General features: G+C 40.2%; 21 protein-coding genes. 12 read left to right on the top strand and 9 right to left on the bottom strand.

The features are described from left to right. Positions 1–54: 54 nt before the first annotated feature. Positions 55–576, bottom strand: a complete 522-nt coding sequence (locus DK207_RS01200) for an O-acetyl-ADP-ribose deacetylase (RefSeq protein WP_109439632.1) — start codon at positions 574–576, stop codon at positions 55–57. A gap of 130 nt (positions 577–706) precedes the next feature. Next, positions 707–1249: a DUF4334 domain-containing protein gene (locus DK207_RS01195; protein ID WP_109439631.1), complete on the bottom strand. Its 543-nt coding sequence runs from the start codon at positions 1247–1249 to the stop codon at positions 707–709. Between the two features lie 208 nt (positions 1250–1457). On the opposite strand from DK207_RS01195, the gene DK207_RS01190 reads away from it, so the two are divergent. Then, positions 1458–2393, top strand: coding sequence for a lauroyl acyltransferase (locus tag DK207_RS01190; protein ID WP_109439630.1), 936 nt, complete (start codon positions 1458–1460; stop codon positions 2391–2393). A 238-nt stretch (positions 2394–2631) separates the two neighbouring features. On the opposite strand, the gene DK207_RS01185 is transcribed toward DK207_RS01190, so the two are convergent. Further along, entirely contained in the window at positions 2632–3777 is a 1146-nt protein-coding gene (locus DK207_RS01185) for an endonuclease/exonuclease/phosphatase family protein (RefSeq protein ID WP_109439674.1), read from the bottom strand. Between the two features lie 186 nt (positions 3778–3963). On the opposite strand from DK207_RS01185, the gene asd reads away from it, so the two are divergent. From asd to truA, 5 genes are all read left to right on the top strand, one after another. Next, complete coding sequence (asd, locus tag DK207_RS01180; protein WP_109439629.1) at positions 3964–5082, top strand: aspartate-semialdehyde dehydrogenase; 1119 nt, start codon at positions 3964–3966, stop codon at positions 5080–5082. A 183-nt stretch (positions 5083–5265) separates the two neighbouring features. Then, on the top strand, positions 5266–6690 hold the full coding sequence (locus DK207_RS01175; RefSeq protein WP_109439628.1) for a FimV family protein: 1425 nt from the start codon (positions 5266–5268) through the stop codon (positions 6688–6690). Between the two features lie 59 nt (positions 6691–6749). After that, positions 6750–7958 carry a FimV/HubP family polar landmark protein gene (locus DK207_RS01170; RefSeq protein WP_109439627.1) on the top strand — a complete coding sequence of 403 codons (1209 nt, stop codon included), beginning with the start codon at positions 6750–6752 and terminating at the stop codon, positions 7956–7958. 63 nt (positions 7959–8021) lie between these two features. Further along, positions 8022–8987, top strand: a complete 966-nt coding sequence (locus DK207_RS01165; RefSeq protein WP_109439626.1) for an asparaginase domain-containing protein — start codon at positions 8022–8024, stop codon at positions 8985–8987. A 15-nt stretch (positions 8988–9002) separates the two neighbouring features. Then, positions 9003–9800, top strand: a complete 798-nt coding sequence (truA, locus tag DK207_RS01160) for a tRNA pseudouridine(38-40) synthase TruA (protein ID WP_109439625.1) — start codon at positions 9003–9005, stop codon at positions 9798–9800. Positions 9801–9837: 37 nt separating this feature from the next. On the opposite strand, the gene DK207_RS01155 is transcribed toward truA, so the two are convergent. Further along, positions 9838–10845 carry an AraC family transcriptional regulator gene (locus tag DK207_RS01155; RefSeq protein ID WP_109439624.1) on the bottom strand — a complete coding sequence of 336 codons (1008 nt, stop codon included), beginning with the start codon at positions 10843–10845 and terminating at the stop codon, positions 9838–9840. A 230-nt stretch (positions 10846–11075) separates the two neighbouring features. On the opposite strand from DK207_RS01155, the gene infA reads away from it, so the two are divergent. Both infA and DK207_RS01145 read left to right on the top strand, forming a co-directional pair. Further along, positions 11076–11297 (top strand): translation initiation factor IF-1, encoded by a 222-nt coding sequence (gene infA / locus DK207_RS01150; RefSeq protein ID WP_001284370.1) that lies wholly within the window; start codon positions 11076–11078, stop codon positions 11295–11297. A 201-nt stretch (positions 11298–11498) separates the two neighbouring features. After that, entirely contained in the window at positions 11499–11906 is a 408-nt protein-coding gene (locus tag DK207_RS01145) for a hypothetical protein (RefSeq protein WP_109439623.1), read from the top strand. A 55-nt stretch (positions 11907–11961) separates the two neighbouring features. Here DK207_RS01145 and leuB read toward each other — a convergent pair whose 3' ends face one another. The 4 genes from leuB to leuC form a co-directional block, all read right to left on the bottom strand. Then, entirely contained in the window at positions 11962–13041 is a 1080-nt protein-coding gene (leuB, locus tag DK207_RS01140; protein WP_109439622.1) for a 3-isopropylmalate dehydrogenase, read from the bottom strand. A gap of 43 nt (positions 13042–13084) precedes the next feature. Continuing rightward, the gene (locus DK207_RS01135) at positions 13085–13660 is read right to left on the bottom strand and encodes a hypothetical protein (RefSeq protein WP_109439621.1); all 576 of its coding nucleotides are present in this window, start codon (positions 13658–13660) and stop codon (positions 13085–13087) included. Positions 13661–13774: 114 nt separating this feature from the next. Next, positions 13775–14425, bottom strand: a complete 651-nt coding sequence (gene leuD / locus DK207_RS01130; protein ID WP_109439620.1) for a 3-isopropylmalate dehydratase small subunit — start codon at positions 14423–14425, stop codon at positions 13775–13777. 11 nt (positions 14426–14436) lie between these two features. Continuing rightward, positions 14437–15855 carry a 3-isopropylmalate dehydratase large subunit gene (gene leuC / locus DK207_RS01125; protein ID WP_109439619.1) on the bottom strand — a complete coding sequence of 473 codons (1419 nt, stop codon included), beginning with the start codon at positions 15853–15855 and terminating at the stop codon, positions 14437–14439. A gap of 253 nt (positions 15856–16108) precedes the next feature. On the opposite strand from leuC, the gene DK207_RS01120 reads away from it, so the two are divergent. Beyond that, positions 16109–16327 carry a DUF2061 domain-containing protein gene (locus tag DK207_RS01120; protein ID WP_109439618.1) on the top strand — a complete coding sequence of 73 codons (219 nt, stop codon included), beginning with the start codon at positions 16109–16111 and terminating at the stop codon, positions 16325–16327. 122 nt (positions 16328–16449) lie between these two features. Next, positions 16450–17307: a LysR family transcriptional regulator gene (locus tag DK207_RS01115; RefSeq protein WP_109439617.1), complete on the top strand. Its 858-nt coding sequence runs from the start codon at positions 16450–16452 to the stop codon at positions 17305–17307. Here the strand turns inward: DK207_RS01115 and DK207_RS01110 are convergent. Then, entirely contained in the window at positions 17304–17954 is a 651-nt protein-coding gene (locus DK207_RS01110; protein ID WP_109439616.1) for an HAD family hydrolase, read from the bottom strand. The two genes, DK207_RS01115 and DK207_RS01110, sit on opposite strands and share 4 nt — an antisense overlap. 184 nt (positions 17955–18138) lie before the next feature. Between DK207_RS01110 and DK207_RS01105 the strand changes: the two genes are divergently transcribed. Both DK207_RS01105 and ptsP read left to right on the top strand, forming a co-directional pair. Next, complete coding sequence (locus DK207_RS01105; protein ID WP_109439615.1) at positions 18139–18615, top strand: RNA pyrophosphohydrolase; 477 nt, start codon at positions 18139–18141, stop codon at positions 18613–18615. A gap of 359 nt (positions 18616–18974) precedes the next feature. Next, positions 18975–21269 carry a phosphoenolpyruvate--protein phosphotransferase gene (ptsP, locus tag DK207_RS01100; RefSeq protein WP_109439614.1) on the top strand — a complete coding sequence of 765 codons (2295 nt, stop codon included), beginning with the start codon at positions 18975–18977 and terminating at the stop codon, positions 21267–21269. The last annotated feature ends 496 nt before the right edge of the window (positions 21270–21765 follow it).

Raw genomic sequence — 21765 nt, 5'->3', positions numbered from 1 at the left:
CATCTATTATGTTGATGATAGATGCTCTATTTACTTCAAATTAAAGATTAGATTTTAAAAATCATCATTTAATGACTGATAAATATTAAAGTTTTCATCATCAAAACAAACAAAAGTCACTTCCTCAACAAATTGACTTTGAATAAGTTCCTCACTAATTATTTTCAGTGCAATTTGCGCAGCAAGCTGTTTAGGAAACCGATATATTCCTGTTGAAATATTTGGAAAAGCGATAGATTTAAGCTTTAAACTTTCAGCAAGTCTGAAGCTATTACGATAAGCATTCTCTAATAATTGAGCTTCATTGTTTTGACCGCCCACCCAAGTAGGTCCAACAGTATGAATGACATATTGAGTAGCGAGCTTTCCAGCAGTCGTAACAACCGCTTCACCTATTGCACAGCCGCCTTGTTTCGCTCTTATTTTTTGACATTCGGCCAAAATTTCAGCACCACCTTTTCGATGAATTGCGCCATCTACACCTCCTCCACCGAGTAATGATGTGTTTGCAGCATTCACTATGGCATCTACAGTTATCTGAGTAATATCTCCTTTGATTATTTTTATATTTTTCAACCTGATCTCCTGAGCGATATAATGATTAAACTATAGAAAAGAAATACATCTTTTTTCTAAATTTAAAAATGTACGCTCATCTTGCTTTAACATTCAATGCTCAACAAGTAAATCTAAGTAGGGAATTGGATCATTCAAAACTCAACGCAGACTGATCATCTCGCATCAGAACAAAAAAATAAGGTTGAGATTGATCTTTTAAATCCATCCAACCAAGCACTGTATTCTGATCAATGCGTCTAAATACATCATGAATCGGCTTTTCATCATAAATCATGGTGGCAGAAGATTTACCTCTAAATTCAGTCATTCTTAGTCTTGCTTTACTTTTATCTGTTTTAAGTAATCTCAAAGCACCGACCAGATACTGACTATTTCTTTTTAGAAGATTAAAGTCTAGCCCTAATGGCAACCATTTCGGATCAATTGAAAATAATGCGGTTCTTTTTGGATTAAACAAAACGAGTGGAAAGACGGTTTCATTGTCTAAAAATAATTTTCCATACCAATTTGCTTGATCCAGTACACCGTTCATTGGATGATCAGTAAAGACTTCCAAACCTTTCCATTGACCATGCATAAACTCGCAATCCACCACATCTAAATGATCAAAGAAATCTATCATCTCCTGAGAATCCATTTTCTTGCCTTGCAACAGGTCTAGGATATTCATTTGTTTTTTCCTTCGTTTTTGTGATTAAATTTTCTACCATATCGCTAGATTAAGATATTTTCCTTTTATCAGCATATAAATAGATTAAAATTCAAGCACCAGTTTATGCTTTTTATGAGCACTATAACAAACCTCTTAGAACAATTATTTCACAAGCAACTTCGTGCTACACTTCACAAAAATTCAATTAATTTACGCATCTAAGTCTATGAGCCAACAACCGTCTTATATTCCTGGCGAGTTTCGATGGGAATTTTTACTTCCAAAATATTGGAAAATTTGGATCGCCATCACTTTTCTTATGCTTTTGGCTATCCTGCCTTGGGCAATTCAATGGCGCTTGGCGCATGGATTAGCAGCATTGTGTTGGCAATTGCTTAAATCACGTCGTCAAACCACGCTTCGAAATTTAGAAGTGTGTTTCCCTGAATGGTCAGCTCAAGAAGTGGAAGCGAAAGCCAAACAAGTCTTTATTGATATGATGATTGGCATGTTTGAAACCTTAAATGCATGGTATTGCCCGAATTGGTTTAAAGATCGCCATACGATAGAAGGGTTAGAACATATCACCAATGCAAAGGCGCAAGGTAAAGGTATTCTGCTACTTGGGACGCACAGCACTCTACTTGATGCTGGCGGTTATATTTGCGCTCAATATTTCGAACCCGACGTGGTTTATCGACCACAAAATAATCCAATGCTCGATATGTTGATTTACCGTTGTCGTGCAACCATTTATCAGCAACAAATTGATCATGATGATATGCGAGGCTTGGTACGTCGCCTAAAAGATGGCGGTGCCATTTGGTATAGCCCAGATCAAGACTTTGGATTAAAACAAGGTGTTATGGCACCCTTCTTTGGGGTACCAGCCGCAACAGTTACAGCACATCGTCGTTTATTAAAAATCTCTAAATCAGTTGCAATTCCACTGTATTTTTACCGTTATGGTGATATCCGCAACCCCAAATACAAAGTTCTCATCGAACCGATGGTCGAAAATATGCCGAGTGGCGATGAAGTGGATGATGCGATTCGTGTGAACAAAATTATTGAAGCACAATTACGTATCGCGCCAACGCAATGGATGTGGTTTCATCGTCGTTTTAAAACCCGTGCTGAAGGGTATGAGGATATTTATTAAAAAATTAAAGCCCGAGTTTCGCATCCTGCAAAACTCGGGCAAATGAGGTTGTGCTTTCACATCTTTTTTATTATCTTGCATCCATCGCATGCATCATATCCATGATGACTCTTCCATCTCAGCGTTGCTATCCTTAAGCGGAAATCCATTCCAATGTCCTTGTGCTGATGTATTTAGAATAAACCTTTTGATCTTATCCGACTATTCGCTGTAGACCTAAATCATTGTACGATAATGCTTACAATACTCCTTGTCTATTTTCACTTTCCATCTCACGTTTATATGGCTGAGCTAATACATCTACAACTAGTTTTTCTTCTCTTTCAGCCTTTTCTATACCATCCTGAATGGCTTCCTTGGCCTCTTGCTCATCTTCAGTACTTTGTTCTAACTCTTGTTGTTGCTGTTCAAACATACGATCAGTTTGCAAAACCACATAGACAGGAAAATGGTCAGAACCAATATGAGCAAGTCTTTTCATTTTGACCAAACCAAAATCAGTACTATGAAAAATATGATCGAGAGACCAGCGTAGTAAAGGATAATCAGCATGAAAAGTATTCATAAAAGAACGACCTACTCGTGGATCGAGTAAACCACTAATTCTTTGAAATAAGCGTGTTGTTCTCGACCACGCAACATCATTTAAATCCCCCATCACAATACAAGATTGATCCAAATCTTTGATCTGATCGCCAACGATGAGTAATTCAGCATCCCTCAGCGTTGAGTCTTTCGCTTCAGTCGGGCTAGGTGGTTTAGGATGCAAACAATATAACTGCATCTGCAAACCTGAAGGCAGTGTTAAAGTTGTATGAATCGAAGGAATTTCATCACTTAGAATAAATTTAACTTCGGTATTGCTGAGGGGCAAACGACTATATAAATGCATACCATACAAATTATCCAAAGGAACAGGAACGCGGTATGGATAATCTTTTTCAATCGGACTCAATGCTTGCTGCCATACGGCATCAGACTCAAGCGTTAGCACTACATCTGGCTCTAATTTTTCAATCTGATTTAACAGTAAATGATATTGATTATTGGGAGTCAAAACATTGGCCACCAATAATGAAATTTGCTGATCGGGCTTAAATTGAGTTTCCTTTACTTTACATACTTGTTTTTTCCACAATGGCGTATAAGGCAAAACCATTTTTAATTGATATGCAATTGCTGCAGCTAATCCAACAAATAACACCTCACTCCATAAAGTCCAATCTGCGACCACGAACAACATCGCACAGAAAATAAAAAGACCAAACGCTAAAATTTGTAATCTGGGGAAATCAGTCCCCCGAATCCACCATTCATCTCTGGGGATTAATGACCAAAATGTCAGCCATATCACCAGTACTGCACCAACCTGAATCCATATCATGTTCATTTTTCTCTTGGGAGGTGATAAATTTTCAATAAAGTTGTGGCTTTATCAGTTTTCCATCTAACACAAACAAATAATTCCACACAATAAATCAACTGTTTTATTCATGTAACGCTTGCAGTTGCGTTCACTTTTGATACACTCAAGCCCCTTAAAGTTTTTTAGATACCGAGGCAAAATGACATGAAAGTAGGTCTGGTCGGTTGGCGTGGGATGGTGGGTTCTGTCCTTATGCAACGTATGGTTGAAGAGAATGATTTTGCTCACATTGAGCCATTTTATTTCTCTACCAGTAATGCAGGTGGTGAAGCACCTTCATTTGGTGGTAAGACTGCCCCAGCACTTATGAATGCAACGGACATTACGAGTCTGAAGCAGATGGATGTCATTTTAACCTGTCAAGGTGGTGACTATACCTCGGAAGTTTTCCCGAAACTCAAAGCCGAAGGTTGGGATGGTTACTGGATTGATGCTGCATCTACGCTACGTATGGCAGATGATGCGATCATTGTTCTTGATCCTGTAAACTTAAATGTGATCAAAGACGGTTTAGTCAACGGAACTAAGACTTTCGTGGGTGGTAACTGTACAGTTTCATTGATGTTGATGGGCTTAGGTTCACTGTTCCAAAATAACTTGGTGGAATGGGCAACCTCGATGACCTATCAAGCAGCTTCTGGTGCAGGTGCGCAAAATATGCGTGAACTGATCACAGGTATGGGCTATTTGTACAACAATACTAAAGAATTACTGGATGATCCTAAATCTGCAATTCTTGATATTGATCGCCAAATTGCTGATTTACAACGTGGTGAAAGCTTCCCGAAAGCAAACTTTGGTGTGCCGCTCGCAGGTTCATTGATCCCATATATCGACAAACAGCTCGAGAGCGGTCAATCAAAAGAAGAGTGGAAAGGTCAAGTTGAAACCAACAAGATCTTAGGCAATCAACAAATTGTTCCAATTGATGGTCACTGTGTTCGTATTGGCGCAATGCGTTGCCACTCTCAAGCAATCACTTTGAAATTGAAAAAAGATGTGCCGCTTGATGAAATCGAAGATATGATCCGCAATTCGAGTCAATGGGCAAAAGTTGTTCCTAATACACGCGAAGCATCAATGACCGATCTTACGCCTGTTGCAATTACTGGTACTTTAACTGTACCTGTTGGTCGTTTACGTAAAATGAACATGGGTAAAGAATATCTCGGTGCTTTTACGGTAGGTGATCAACTACTTTGGGGCGCTGCTGAACCTTTGCGTCGTATGCTACGTATCTTAGTGGAATATAAGAACGCTTAAGCAAAAATTGATAAAAAACAAAAGCCGATCACATTTGATCGGCTTTTTTTATTACCATAGATAAGGAATTTACAATCCATTTACATCACGGTAATGTATACTCAGCTTGTGTTGGCATTTCACCATGGCTGAAATATCAACGGGCCCTAGACCTGACTACAACACCACTATTCATGGATCGAGATGACTGTTAATAACAAATTAAAAATTGCCATTTTAGCCATTTTATCTTCGCAACCTATTTATGCGATTACCTTTGACCCACTGCAAATTCAATCTGCACCTGGTGAATTACTTTATGCAGAAATGAGTTTTCATCAAGCAGACTCGAATACACGATTGGATGTTTCTGTAGCAACTCCAGAAGATTTACGCATGTTAGATGCAGTTCACCAACCCCCTGCACATCTTAATTTTTTTACACGTCGTAATGATCGTGGTGAAGGGGTCATCGTCATCACCTCTTCTCGCCCAATGCTTGATCCTGAGCTTAATATTATTCTAAAAATCCAAGACGGTAGTGCCTCACATTTAAAGCATATTCGACAACCGATTCGTCAAAATGCAAAAGTTGCAAACACTGCTAAAAGTAGTAATGAAAAATCACTTACTCCCAAGTTCATCGTAAGTGAAAAAGACATCGCTTTAAACTTGCCTGAAAGCACTCAATTTAATACGACCGCCCAACCAAGCTTAAAACAAGAAAAGCTCTTAAACGCACCCTTTGTTCTACCGCCAGTATTAAATATTTCAGAGTCACGTCACCCTGCAACTGCAACTGCAACTGCAACTGCAACTGCAACTGTTGAACAAGCTCAGGTTTCAGAGCAATTCAATTCTACCGCGAAAGATTCAATAACCCCTACCAATACATTAACGACTAAAACTGCTGTAGATGATGCACTTACACAAATTAATACTACAGTAAATGAAAATAAATTAGATAACACCCAAGCGGAAGCAAGAACAGCACAGACCTCCGAAAAGATTCAAGAATCACAAGTCAAAGATACAACACCAACAACCAAGCAGAAAGCATCGACTAATCAGCCAACGGCTTCTAAAACTGCACAGCAACATGTTGTACAGCGAAATGAATCACTCTGGAGCATTGCACAACGTATTTCGGCTCAGACTCAACAGCCATTAAACCAAGTGATGAACCAAATTAAGCAACAAAACGAACATGCTTTTATCGGTGGGAAAGCCAATCGCTTACGACAAGGATCGCATCTAAACTTCAATCTTAATTCGATTCCTGCTCAAAAAACACCGACAAGCTCAGCTATAACGGCGCAATCCCGCATCCCAGCTGAGAAAACGAAATATCGCTTGCAGCAAGCAGAAATGACTTTAGTCGCTGAAAGTAATCAAGATTCAAGTACTGGAAGTGCCAAAAAAGACACATTACAACAAAAAAGCTATGCAGACTTATCATTAAAAGTTATGACAGCACGAGAAAAAACCGTTACATTACAAAAAAACGTAACGCAGCTAGAATTGGCTTTACGCCAAAAGGAACAACGGATTCAACTGCTCAATGCTCGATTGGCTGCACTACAGGATCAGTTGAAAGCGCAACAGGAAGCGAAGAATTCAGCGCACTAAGTTACGAAAATATTTTATAGATTTGTATAAAGCGGTTCTGGCTTTAAGGGGTATAGATCATGTCAACTATAATAATTGTATTGCTCGTCATTGTTTTGATTGTGGCAATCGTTCTTAAAAAACGTGAAGGTCAGCAAAAGCAGACCCCAGCGAAAAAAACTGCAAGCAAAACTGCAAAAAAAGCGTCGTCACGTACTACATTGGTACAGGAAGAACACGTACCTGCCCCTGCAGTGACCACACCTATCTCAGAAAGTTTGCGTCAAAAGCTGAGCCATGAGATTCAACAGGGTAATTATCTGACCGCAGAGGCCCAGATTAACCAAGCTTTAAAGCAAGATAATGCTCAACATGAATTATATTTATTTTTGGCAGATATCCATTTAGCGCAAAAAGATGAATTTGCAATTGATCAGCTGATTAAACATTTGCATGCATTACAATTAGTCGATATTGCTCAAGCTGCTGAAACAAAAAAGAAGGAAGGCTTAAGTAAAGCAACCTCATTTGACACCATTGAGTTCGATCACCAAGCAAGTGCCCCTACAGTAGATACTGCTCCACAGCAAAAATCTGAGTTTGATGGCTTAACACAAGATACAACTCCAAGTTTTGATGATCTACAATCTGAATATATTGCACCCGCTGAGCAAGAACATGTTGCAGAACCTAAATCGGCCGTTGAACCTTTAGATTTTGACTTCTCTTTCGAACAAAAAGAAACAGCTAAACCTGACACTGCTGCTATAGAAGCTCAGGATCAGCAAGCACTGGCATTTACACCAAGCCTTGATGCAACACCTCGTACTGAAGAGACAAAACAACCCGAAGAAAAACCAGCCCTGGATTTTAATTTTGGAAATTTAGAGTTAACGCCGACTCAACCCGTAGATAAAGCCACCGAAACTCATGCTGAAACAGATCTAACTTCAAATCTAGCAACTGAACAAGTGACTGTTCAAGATAGTCCAGTTGAACTCGAAAAAGCTGAACTTGACTTTGCTGCAACAGAAGCAACTACTGAGTTAGAAACCAATACGCCTACACAGCGTGCACCAGAAGCGGTTACGCTAACTGACCCACTTGCACAATCTTTCCCAGATTTACAGCAGCTAGATGAAGCTCAGCTCAACTTAGACCTTGCTGAGCAATACATCGAACTTGGTGCTTATGAGTCTGCTCAAGTGTTGCTACAAAGTAGCCAGTCTCAGTTTAATGCTGAACAACAACAACGCTCACAAAAATTACTGAATCAAATAGCGTCTTGAAATAGATCGGTCTAATATAAGCAGTCTCCATGACTGCTTTTTTATGATGAAAAAATTTCTATTATGAAAACAATCGCTTTAATTTATATGGGTGGCACCTTTGGCTGTATCGGCGATCCATTGATGCCAATGCCTGAACACACCTTTTTACCAGCGCTGAAAAAAGTGATTCCCCCACATTTCTTGGTAGAGTGTTTTGCTGCCCCGAGCATCAGAGACAGTAGCGCGTGTACTGCGACTGACTGGCTCGAACTGGCACAGCAAGTACAGCAACTCCAGCTCGACGGTTTCCAGCATTTTGTCATTGTCCACGGTACAGATACTTTAAGCTATGCAGCGGCAACTCTTGCCCGTTTCTTGGGGCATTCTTGCCATGTCGTGATTACAGGTAGCCAATATCCTCTACTCAATATTGATGGAAATGACACTCGAGAGTTTACAGATGCATTGAGTAATTTAACCCTTGCATGTGAACAAGTACGCCAGCTTCCTGCAGGCGTATATCTTGCCTTTCACCAACAAATTTTCCATGCACAAACAGCATTAAAAGTACATACGACTGAATTAGATGCATTTGCAGGTATTTCAGCAACCCAAGAGTGTCATACCGTCGCTGATTACTTTATTGTCCAGGACGAGAAACTGGAACAAGCCACGCAACTCAGCGTGCTCAATTTAATGCTACAACCCATAACTCAAGAACAACTCGCCATACAACTGAAAAATATTCTCTCCAATCCACCCCACTTTTTAATCTTGCAAGGGTTTGGAACAGGCAATATTGCGGTTAATGATGAGATCCTATCGTTATTTGAAGCACTTTATCAGCGCCAATGCCTCACCATTGTTAGCACTCAAGTCACTTTCGGACAACTCGATCAGCGTTATGCGGTCAGTTCATGGATTCATTCTGCCAAAGTTTTGCTCAATGATTGTCACAGCCATGCCGATTTATATGCAAAAGTCCTGCAAATGTATTTAAAATACCCGACCCACGATCAATGCTTCACTCATTGGCAACAACACTAATCTTGAGGTTAAGACATGCAACGTTATGCAATTGGTATTGAATTTTGCGGTATTCAATACCGTGGATGGCAAACACAACAAGCAGGCGTTGCAAGTGTTCAAGAGACCATTGAAAAAGTCTTAAGTACCATTGCCAATCAACCTATTATTTTGCATGGTGCGGGGCGTACGGATGCTGGAGTGCACGCCACCAATATGGTTGCGCATTTTGATACCACTGCCATTCGACCAGATCGTGGTTGGCTCATGGGGGCAAATAGTCAACTTCCTAAAGATATCTCGCTTCAGTGGATCAAACGCATGGATGAGAATTTCCATGCCCGCTTTAAAGCAAGCGCGAGACGCTATCGCTATATCGTGTATAACGCACCGACTCGCCCAGCATTGTTGTATAAGCAAGTCACTCATCTTTATCAAACACTCGATGTCCAGAAAATGATTGCAGCGGCAACAAAATTTGAAGGTACTCATAATTTTGAGACCTTCCGCGCTGCAGCATGCCAATCCAATCAACCTGTACGTCACGTCAAACATTGTCGTTTGTTTGAACATGGTCGCTATCTGGTTCTAGACATTCAAGCGGATGGTTTTTTGCATCATATGGTGCGAAATATTATGGGGTGCTTACTTGAGATTGGACAAGGGATGTATGAGATCGACCATATTGATCACATGTTCGCTGCACAAGATCGTAAAGCAGCAGGTATTACGGCACCTGCCGATGGACTGTACTTCATCCAAGCAGAGTACCCCGAGCAATTTGACCTGCCTCAGCCACCATTGGGACCACATTGGTTAAATCTTCCTGAATAAAAAAAACCTTATCTATTCGATAAGGTTTTGGAAACAGTTAACGTTGCTTTCTTTTACGGTATTCGACAGGAGTTTCATTGGTCCAGCGCTTAAATGCGCGATAGAAAGTACTTGGCTCAGAAAATCCCGTTAAATACACGATACGCTCTACACTTTCACTGGTATTTGCCAATAGCTTTTTGGCTAAGCGGCAACGGTAGTCAGAAAGAATTTGCTGAAAACTGGTATTTGCTTCACTCAATTGGGTTCGTAAACGGCGTGGCGTGATGTTCAGTTGAGCGGCAACAGTCTCTAAGGTTGTTTCACCACTTTCTAGGGTTGACCCAATGGCACGGCGCACTTCACCCACTAAATCATAACGAGCTAGTTCTTGTAATTTTTCAATCGCCAGTTGCTCATGCAGTTGTAATAATTCTGGTTCAGCTTGCCATAATGGATAATCCAGTACAGTCGCATCAAAATAGAGACGTGTCTCTTTTTGACCTAAACTCACTGGACAACCGAAAACACGGAAATATTCATCATCATCAGCGCCATCATTGAAATTAAAATCAATATAAATCGGCTGAAATTGCCCTTCAGTAATAAACTTAAAGAAACGTAGAATACCCGACATCGCACATTCGGAAAAATGACGATTCACCAGATTATCTGGCCAATATTGCTCACCATTACTGAGATAGCAACGACCATCTTCAATAATCAATTTAGCATCAAAAGCATCACTGATTAAACGTTGGTAAGCCAAAGCACGCTTTAAGCCTTCACCAAAAGTTTCACTACTAATAAATAAATGTTCAATCACTTGCCCACGATATAAAGGCAAATGCTCACCAAGATGTAGCCCAATATCTGGATCGTTACTCACTTCTTGTGCAGCAATCCAAAATGCATTTTGCGCACTTAATGGCGTTCGTGCATTGGTATCCACTTGATTGAGAGCCACTCCAGCCTTGGTTAAAATCTCTTCAGTCGGTAATCCGGCTTTACGAATCGCCTGATAACCAAAGCGCAATACAACTGATGCATCTGTTAGCTGACCCACGCAGTGCCCTTCCCTGTAAGTACATTATTGTGACAATGAACAATAAATTTAGATTAACGTTGATTGACCAAACTGACAACAATATTCTGCTTCTTTTGTAAAAAAAATTTATAAATTGTCTAACAATTTCTTTCGGCTAATATCTGGCTGCCTTATCGTGACTTAATCTTGTAAATTTTAAATAAATTGACTATAATTTGCGCCTTTCCAATTTGATCATCAGGTAGGCCATGGCCAATAAAGAGGAACTCATCGAGTTCGAAGGCGTTGTCACCGAAACGCTTCCTAATACTATGTTCCGTGTACGTTTAGAAAACGGTCACGAAGTTATTGCTCACATTTCTGGTAAAATGCGTAAACACTATATCCGTATTTTGACAGGCGACAGCGTAAAAGTTGAAATGACACCTTATGACTTAACAAAGGGTCGTATTACTTATCGTGCGCGCTAAGAATTCGTGAATGCAAAAAAGCCACATGAGTTGTGGCTTTTTTTATAAGCTCTATATTCTCTCTTATGCGATTCCTTAAGAGGAATGGTTTAGTATAATCAAATAAAGATCGACTATTTTCTATAACGATTATTATCCCAATTTATATTATTGAATAGTCAAATAAAAATTAACCAGTGATTAAAATTCAGGATATATCCCATGCATTATAAGTTTTTTATTCTCAGCTTTGTGTTGATACTACAAGCCTGTACAACGCCGAAATGGCAATCCATTCAATTACAAGACTATCTACAACCTTATATCGGACAATCCGCACAGAACATTCAACAAAATCTCAACTTGAATGATTTAGGCTTTCAAACGCTTAAACACCCTCAAATAACGACAAATACTTTGACGTATACTGTCTTACGCCCAATCAACATCCCCATCCCAATTGCCGAGTCTATAAGTGGTTCAGGGGCGAATATGGGAGGTTCAGTGCGATTAAACTCTGCCTCTACCCGACAACAGTCTTATGATGTCAATTTTTATTGCCATATTATTTTTGAGCTCGATCAGCAACAAATTGCAGGCTCAATTCGCTATGAAGGCAAAGCTTGCTAAAGCTATATTCCAAATAAAAAACGCAGCCTTAGCTGCGTTTTTTATTTATAAGCATTTAGTTGAGTGCAGAAACTACCGCCTCGCCCATCGCATCTGTACCTACTTTGCTCATACCTTCAGACATAATGTCAGCTGTACGGAAACCTTGATCCAGAACTTGACCAACAGCATCTTCAATCGCTTTTGCTGCTGCCTCTTCACGGAAGGTATAACGCAACATCATCGCTACAGAGAGAATGGTTGCAAGCGGGTTTGCGACATTTTGACCTGCGATATCTGGCGCAGAACCATGACAAGGCTCATACATTCCCTTGCCATTCTCATCCAATGATGCAGAAGGTAACATACCAATTGAACCCGTCAACATCGCTGCTTCATCCGATAAAATATCACCGAATAAATTACCAGTCACAATCACATCAAATTGTTTAGGCGCACGTACTAATTGCATCGCTGCATTGTCAACATACATGTGTGATAACTGAATATCTGGATATTGTGCTTGCTGTAAATCAGTAACAGTTTGCTTCCACAACTCAGTCACTTCAAGCACATTGGCTTTATCCACTGAGCAGACTTTTCCACCACGTAATCCTGCAAGCTCAAACGCTACTTTGGCGATACGCTTGATTTCACTTTCTGAATAAACGTCAGTGTTATAGCCTTGTTTCTCGCCATTTTCGAGTTCACGAATACCACGTGGTTGACCGAAATAGATTCCACCTGTTAATTCACGAACAATCAGGATATCTAAACCTGCAACAATTTCTGGTTTTAAACTCGAAGCATCAGCCAATTGTGGATATAAAATAGCTGGGCGTAAGTTTGCAAACAGATTGAGTTCACTACGAATTTTTAATAGCCCACGCTCAGGACGGATAGAACGTTCAATCGTATCCCACTTCGGTCCACCGACTGCACCTAATAAAATTGCATCAGCTTTCTTTGCTTGTTCGCTCGTGATTGCTGGATAAGGTTCGCCGTGTGCATCTATCGCAGAGCCACCGAGTAAACCATGCTCCCATGTCAAACCTAGATTAAATTTATCATTGACCTTAGTCAGTACTTTCTCAGCAGCGCCAACGATCTCTGGGCCAATGCCATCACCCGCTAAAATTAAAATATGTTTAGACATCTATTTTTCCAGTTTGATATATGCAGTTTTCACTGCAAGCGAATTAAATCTTTTTTTCAATAAATTCACCTAAGCCTTTGCTGACATCATAAGATCGGCAAAAACGGCGAATCGTCTGTTGCTCTTGCTGTAAATCGACACATAATGGATCAGGTGCAGAAACTGTTAATAAACTTCCTGAACGCGATGGGCGATCTCGATACATTTTGAAGGTATAGTTTAGATACGGTTTAAACTTATGAATAACATGAAAGGTTTCCGCACGATCTAGTGAAATCGGATAAAAACGGATCACGATTTCGTATTCTTTCGCAGGAACACTGAGATAAACTTGCTGTTTTCGGCTAAACACAGAACCTTGTAGTCTGACAATGCCGCGTTCCATCGCTTCTCGACTTATACGATGTGAAGTTGCATTAATGACCTCAATATCATTAATTCGAGCAAACTCACAATTCTCAACGCCTGAACAATGTAAGGTTGCATTATTCGCTTTTTGCTCTAACGAATTTTGAGCAATACGAACGTGGTCAACCACATTAGATGTGTTTTGACATCCAGCTAAAATTGTTCCAATAGATAAACACAACAAAATATTGCGTGCCAATATCCTTCTCATTGTTCAGGCCCAGTCCTCATGTCATATCAACATGCAAGCAAAATAATCTTTGTTTGCATGTTAGCAAGAGTTGTATCGCTATGCTATGACTATGTTCAAAATGTATTCAAACAATTAGGCTTTGATTTCTGCAAATACCCAAGGACGTGCCTGTTTAGCCTTAGCTTCATAAGCATGTATCTCGTCAGCAACTTGCAAAGTTAAACCAATGTCGTCCAAACCATTCAATAAACAGTGTTTACGGAATGGATCAATTTCAAATTTAAATGCTTCACCTTTCGGCGTGCGTACTTCTTGAGCTTCTAAATCAATCGTGAGTTGATAACCTTCGGCTTCAGCACATTCTTTAAATAACTGATCAACAATCTGTTCAGATAAAATTACAGGTAACATACCGTTTTTAAAACAGTTATTAAAGAAAATATCCGCAAAGCTTGGTGCAATCACAGTACGAAAACCATATTCATTCAATGCCCAAGGTGCATGTTCACGACTTGAACCACACCCGAAGTTGGTACGTGCCAATAAAATTGTTGAACCTTGATAACGTGGCTTATTTAAAACGAAATCTGGGTTTTTCGGACGCTTACTAATATCCTGCCCTAAATAACCCTCATCCAAATAACGCAATTCATCAAATAAGTTATCGCCAAAACCTGTACGCTTAATTGATTTTAAAAACTGCTTTGGAATAATTAAATCTGTATCGACATTGGCACGATCTAAAGGGGCAACAACACCCTGTTCAACTGTATATTTTTTCATGGTTTGCTCCCTTAGAATGTCCGAACATCAACAAAATGACCTGCAATTGCTGCCGCTGCTGCCATTGCTGGACTAACCAAATGCGTACGACCACCATTACCTTGGCGACCTTCAAAGTTACGATTCGAGGTTGATGCGCAATGTTCACCTGGCTGTAACTTATCTGCATTCATTGCCAAACACATTGAGCAACCAGGTTCACGCCATTCAAAACCTGCTTCTAAGAAAATCTGATCTAAACCTTCTTGTTCGGCTTGCTGTTTAACCAAACCAGAACCCGGAACAATCATCGCTTGTTTAATGCTAGTCGCCACTTTACGACCTTTGACAACTTCGGCAGCGGCACGGATATCTTCGATACGTGAATTTGTGCAAGAACCAATAAACACGCGATCTAATTGAATATCAGCTAACGCCTGACCTGCATTTAAACCCATGTATTGGTATGCACGCGTCCAGTCATTGCGTTGTACATCATCTTTGGCCTGTTCTAAAGTTGGTACTGCTTGAGACACTGGAATGACCATTTCTGGTGAAGTTCCCCATGAAACTTGTGGTTCAATCTCTGCGCCATTTAATACCACGACCGCGTCAAACTCAGCATCTTCATCAGAATGTAAAGTATTCCAATATTCTACTGCTTGATCCCACTGTTCACCTTTAGGTGCATAATTACGATCTTTCACATAAGCGATGGTTTTTTCATCAACAGCCACCATACCCACGCGTGCGCCTGCTTCGATTGCCATATTACAAACCGTCATACGACCTTCAATCGACATATCACGGAACACTTGTCCACCAAATTCGATGGCATAGCCTGTACCACCCGCTGTACCAATTTTACCTATGATGGCCAAAACCACATCTTTCGATGTCACACCTTTGCCCAATACGCCATCAACACGAACAAGCATATTCTTCGATTTTTTCTGTACCAAGCATTGCGTCGCCAATACATGCTCAACTTCAGATGTCCCAATACCATGCGCTAAACAACCAAACGCACCATGCGTTGCCGTATGTGAATCGCCACAAACGACGGTCATTCCAGGCAAAGTTAAACCTTGTTCAGGTCCAACTACATGCGCGATCCCTTGACGAATATCATTAATCCCAAATTCAACAATGTTAAAGGTCTTACAGTTATCATCTAAGGTTTGCACTTGGATACGTGATGTATCATCTTCAATCCCCGCAATCCCTTGTTCACGCTCTTTCTTAGAGGTTGGAACGTTATGGTCAGGTGTTGCGACATTGGCACTTAAACGCCAAGGTTGACGACCAGCAAGTTGTAAGCCTTCAAATGCTTGTGGGCTGGTCACTTCATGTAATAAATGGCGATCAATATAAATCAAACATGAACCATCGTCACGTTGCGTTACTAAATGGTCATCCCATAATTTGTCATACAATGTCTTGCCTGCCATGTCGTCGCTCTCCATCGTGCTTGCCATAGGACTGGGTATCTAAATCTTAAAATAATTATAGCAATGCTTTCACATAAATCTAATTTATCATTTTTATAAATTAACAAACTTTTTGGAATGATTAGTTTTATAATAATGGTCTATTCAACCACGATTCATAAATCCAATCATCAACAATTGAAATTTCTTTTTTACATTTTTAATGATAATGATTATTATTTATATAAATCTAATTTGATAAGACGGTGACAGCATGGCTAATATTCAGCAATTTGTGATTAAAAATCAGCGAACCTTGAAAAAGACCTTAAGTTATTACTTCATGCATATTACAGTGGCCATGCTTGTTGCTTATGTAGTCACGGGAAATATCATTATGGCGGTGACTTTGAGTTTGCTCGAACCTACCGTACAAGCATTTGCATACTTCTTCCATGAAAAAATTTGGAATAAAACAGAACAAAAAGCCTAACTTTTAATTATACATATACAGCTTTAACTATATTTGCTCACCGCTTTTACCTAAAATAGTCAGCTGTATATGCTCCATCTCACAACAAGCAACTAAATTTTAACGATTTTCGAGCCTAAATTATGAATCTTGCCGCCTTTGAAGCGTTTGTTAAAGTTATGGAAACAGGTTCAATTTCGATTGCTGCTGAACAGCTTTTCATTACTCAACCTGCGGTGACCAAACGGATTCATAGTTTAGAAGAATATTTTGGCGTCAAACTATTTGAATCGGCTGGTCGAGGAATTCAACCCACACATGCTGCCCATTCCTTATTGCCCAAAGTCAAAACATGGCTGAATGAACTCGGTGAAATTCATCATACATTGAGCCATGAACAAGCCCAAGTTCAAGGTCGCCTCAAGATCGGTACCAGCCATCATATTGGTCTACATCATCTTGCTGAACCATTAAAAAAGTTTGTACAGCTTTTTCCCAAAGTCACCTTGGACGTTCATTTCGTGGATTCGGAACAAGCTCATGAACAAGTACTGGCTGGAGAATTAGAGTTAGCATTTCTGACTTTGCCACCCGTCGGTGATGATCGTCTCAACTATGTCACAATCTGGGAAGATCCTTTGGTTTTCGTCTCCGCACCATTTCATCCCTTGACTCAACAACACGACCTTCAACTTGAGGATTTGATTGCCTATTCAAGCTTATTACCTGCAGCGCATACTTATACCAGTCAAATCACGTTGGCTGAGTTTGAAAAAAAAGGATTAAAGCCCAGAATTACCATGAGCAATAATCCTTTAGAGTCCATCAGAATGCTGGTTTCGATCGGTTTAGGGTGGTCGGTATTACCAAAAACCTTACTGAATCATGAGCTCACTCGCTTAGATTTGAATTTAAACATGAACCGTCAGTTAGGCATGGTCTGGCACCCTGCACGAATCCAATCAAAAGCGGCTGAAGAACTGATTCAGATGATGACTTAGATCGACCAGTCCTGAATCTCCCATTGTTTTTCTCGGGCGAGTTTTTCCAAACGATCATCAGGATTCACCGCAATCGCATGGGTCGCATATTCAAGTAAAAAACGATCATTGATCGAGTCGGAATAAGCCCATGACTCGCTAACTGCACGTCCTGTTAACCATTGATCCAAACGTGCAAGTTTCCCTTTTTGATAACATGGAATCCCCGTCACCTTGCCTGTGTATTTGCCATCGAATACTTCAGCGCTGGTTGCAATAATTTCGGTAATGCCAAACTCTCGGAAAATGGGTGCTGTAATAAAATCGCTAGTCGCGGTAATTCCCACTATGGCGTGTCCCAAATCTTGATGCTTTTTAATCGCATCAAAACCTTTAGGGCGCATTTTAGGGCGAATGACTTTTTGCATAAACAACTGATGAAGATCAGTTAAGTAGGTATTGTCATGTTGGGTTAAAAATTCAAAAACGAATTCATTATAAGCAATCGGGTCAAGTTGTCCCGCCTTATAATCTTCATAAAATTTATCGTTCATTTGACGATGATGAACTGGATCAACCAAACCTTCATTGACCAAAAATTCACCCCACGAATGGTCAGAATCGGTATTTAACAGGGTGTGATCTAAATCAAACAAAGCCAATTTCATATAAATGCTCATTTAAATGCAAATTAAAGAAAAAAAACGTAAATCTATTTCCGTAAGTCACTAAAAATTCGTTAAGATCATAGCAATTTTAAACATTTTACTTTGATCTTTTACGAGTTGGACGTGCAAGCGTGACTGTCCCCGAGATCAAAGTCAACGATATAGACAAAATTTAGGTAGCCAAATGATCGACTCAGAAGGTTTCCGACCCAACGTCGGGATCATTTTGGCAAACGATGACGGACACGTCTTATGGGCAAAACGCATTGGTCACAATGCTTGGCAATTTCCACAAGGAGGAATCCAGTTTGGAGAAACCCCTGAACAGGCACTTTATCGTGAACTGAGAGAAGAAGTCGGTTTATTGCCCGAACACGTCCAAATTATAGCGCAAACAAAAGGTTGGCTGCGTTATCGTTTGCCACATCGGTACATTCGGTCAGATTCAGATCCGGTATGTATTGGACAAAAGCAAAAGTGGTTTTTACTGAAACTGACGGCATCGCCACATCATATTCAGTTAAATCTCACTGACCCACCCGAATTCGACGAATGGCAATGGGTGAGTTATTGGTATCCTTTGGGCCAAGTGGTCAACTTCAAGCGAGATGTTTACCGTAAAGCCATGATGGAGTTGTGTTTACAATTACCTCAGCGTTAATGAGAGTCTGTTGACATTTTAACCATGCCTTGCGTTATAGGCTAAAATAACTCGGACAAGGCATGAAACGTAGGCAATGGCGATACCCTTGTCAAGTTTCATAACGAAGTTCGAGGCAATTTTAGCCATAACCCTTCGGGACAGGGACATTCTTTGATGCTACGGTGTTATGCCTTACTCATTTAGAATAGCTAAATCTCGTAAGTCATGCCTTGTACCATCTAAAGAATGTTCACTGTCGCAAGCATCTGTAAAATACCAACAGACTCTCTTGTTAAATCATCACTTTAGGCAATGATTTTTGGCAAGAGAGCTGTTATAACTAGGCAATAACGATTTATAAATTGGAGTAAACATCCATGTCAAACATGCAACTCGACACCCTCAGACGCATTGTCCAAGAAATTAATGCGTCCGTCAGTTTGCATGATTCTTTGGACATTATGGTCAACCATGTGGCTGAAGCAATGGATGTGGATGTGTGCTCGATTTATTTACTGGATGAGCGTAATAAACGTTATGTTCTGATGGCCTCCAAAGGTCTAAATCCAGAATCTGTTGGTCAAGTTGCATTAAATGTAGGTGAAGGCCTAGTTGGATTAGTCGGTCAACGCGAAGAAATCGTCAACCTCGACAACGCACCGAAGCATGACCGTTTTGCTTATTTACCCGAAACAGGCGAGGAATTATTTAACTCCTTCCTCGGCGTCCCTGTTATGTATCGTCGTAAAGTAATGGGCGTTCTTGTTGTACAAAAGAAGGAACCTCAAGACTTTAGTGAAGCGGCCGAATCTTTTCTCGTTACACTTTGCGCACAACTCTCAGGTGTAATTGCCCATGCGCATGCTGTAGGAAATATTGATGTATTCCGCAAACCCAGTAATGGCCCTAGCTACAAAACCTTTCAAGGCGTATCTGGTGCAGGGGGAATTGCCTTAGGACGTGCTATCGTATTGTATCCGCCTGCAGATCTTACCGCGATTCCAGATCGTGAAGCTGATGATATCAGTGAAGAATTGGAACTCTTGGATCAAGCGATTGTTGCTGTTCGCGCAGAAATCCAATCACTTGATGAAAAAATGCAAGATTCATTGATGTCGGAAGAACGTGCGCTATTTAGTGTGTTCTTACGAATGCTAGATGAAAATGCACTGCCAAGTGAGATCAAAGACTATATTCGTGATGGTAGTTGGGCACAAGGTGCTGTACGCAAGGTTATTGATAAGCACACTGCTTTGTTTGCGCAAATGGAAGATGATTATTTGCGTGAACGCGTATCAGACCTAAAAGATCTAGGCCGTCGCATTCTCGCATGCTTACAAGAAAATGATACAAGTCATCGGGAATTGAGCCCCGATAGTATTCTGATTGGTGAGGAAATTAGTACTGCTGCATTAGTTGAACTTCCTGTTGATAATATTGCCGCGATTGTGACTTCAGAAGGTGCCGCCAATTCACATATGGTGATTGTTGCGCGTGCTCTAGGTATCCCAACCGTGGTCGGGGTGACTGAACTACCGATTACCACACTTGATGACATTGAGATGATCGTCGATGCTTATCAAGGACGTATCTTTGTAAATCCACCACGACGTTTACGTCAGCGTTATAAAGAGGTCCAAAAAGAAGAAGAGCAAATTGCGAAAGATTTAAAACAATACGAAACCAAAGATGCAATTACCCCTGATGGTGTTGCCATTCCATTATTTGTTAATACGGGTTTAATGATTGATGTCGTCCGTGGCGTGCAACGTGGTGCCAAGGGCGTTGGTTTGTATCGTAGTGAAATCCCTTTCATGCTCCGTGATCGCTTTCCTGGTGAAGAAGAACAACGGGCAATTTATCGTCAACAGCTCAGCCATTTTGCCAATAAACCCGTCACCATGCGAACTCTCGACATTGGTGCGGATAAGGACTTACCTTACTTTAGCATTGAAGAAGAAAACTCAGCTCTAGGTTGGCGTGGCTTGCGTTTTACGCTCGATCATCCAGAAATTTTCTCAGCCCAAATTCGTGCCATGCTGAAGGCAAGTATTGGTTTAAACAATCTGCATATTCTATTACCGATGGTGACCAGTGTCAGTGAGGTTGAGGAAGTTCTGTATTTATTGGAACGTGACTGGATTGCGGTTCAAGAAGAAGAACAAGTAAAAATCAATAAACCAAAAATTGGGATTATGGTCGAAGTCCCAAGTGTATTGCTACAAATTGATGAATTTGCAGAGTTGGTGGATTTTTTCTCAGTAGGTTCAAATGACTTAACTCAATACCTACTTGCAGTAGATCGTAACAATCCTCATGTTGCCAACGTATACTCACATTACCATCCATCAGTCCTCAGGGCACTCAAACGCTTAGCACTCGACTGTCAGGCACATCAAAAACCTGTCAGTGTTTGTGGAGAGATGGCAGGTGATCCATTAACTGCAATTCTATTAATTGCGATGGGTTTCGATACCCTATCAATGAGTTCGAGTAATATCCTTAGGGTACGTAAAGCAATTTGTCACGTTCCAATGAGTGATGCTAAACGCCTACTTGATGACGTTCTGCAAATGAATAATCCTTTGGTCATTAAAAGTTGGTTAGAACACTATTTCAGAACTCATGGTTTAGCAGACATGGTTAAATCGAATCGTTTAGTCAGTGCTTAAACACTCCACCTAAACGAATATAAACCACATTTCAAAGGGGATTCTCTTAGACCGGAATCCCCTTTATTTATAGGAATTATTTTGTAACTCGACAGTAAACTAACTGCTTGCCCTCATTGAGGTAAACATGAAGCAATGGATGAGTATTATTAATCATCACTTTCGGTTCAGATAACAAACCCCACTGTTTTACATAACTGCAACAGGTCAAATTCATCGTTTTTTGTTGAACTCATCGATTCTTAGACAGGCTTTTCATCAACCTAAGGTCTTTCTCATTAAAAACAAAAAAATTAATTAAGCTTTTATTTTTAGGTATTTTTTATTATTTTTAATAATTTAAACATCCGCAAATTTCATGGGCATGTTTAAGCGTTACACAGTTTCAATCGAATAAAGCATTTAAGATATCAACTTTAATCCATTGGAAAAAAAAGCATCATCAACTTAGAGTAAAAATACAAAGGATGCGGACTTAGGCATTGCACATCAATTT

The organism is Acinetobacter haemolyticus (assembly GCF_900406815.1).
In the GTDB taxonomy this organism is placed as follows: domain Bacteria; phylum Pseudomonadota; class Gammaproteobacteria; order Pseudomonadales; family Moraxellaceae; genus Acinetobacter; species Acinetobacter haemolyticus_A.
This window is presented reverse-complemented; position numbering and strand designations above follow the sequence as displayed.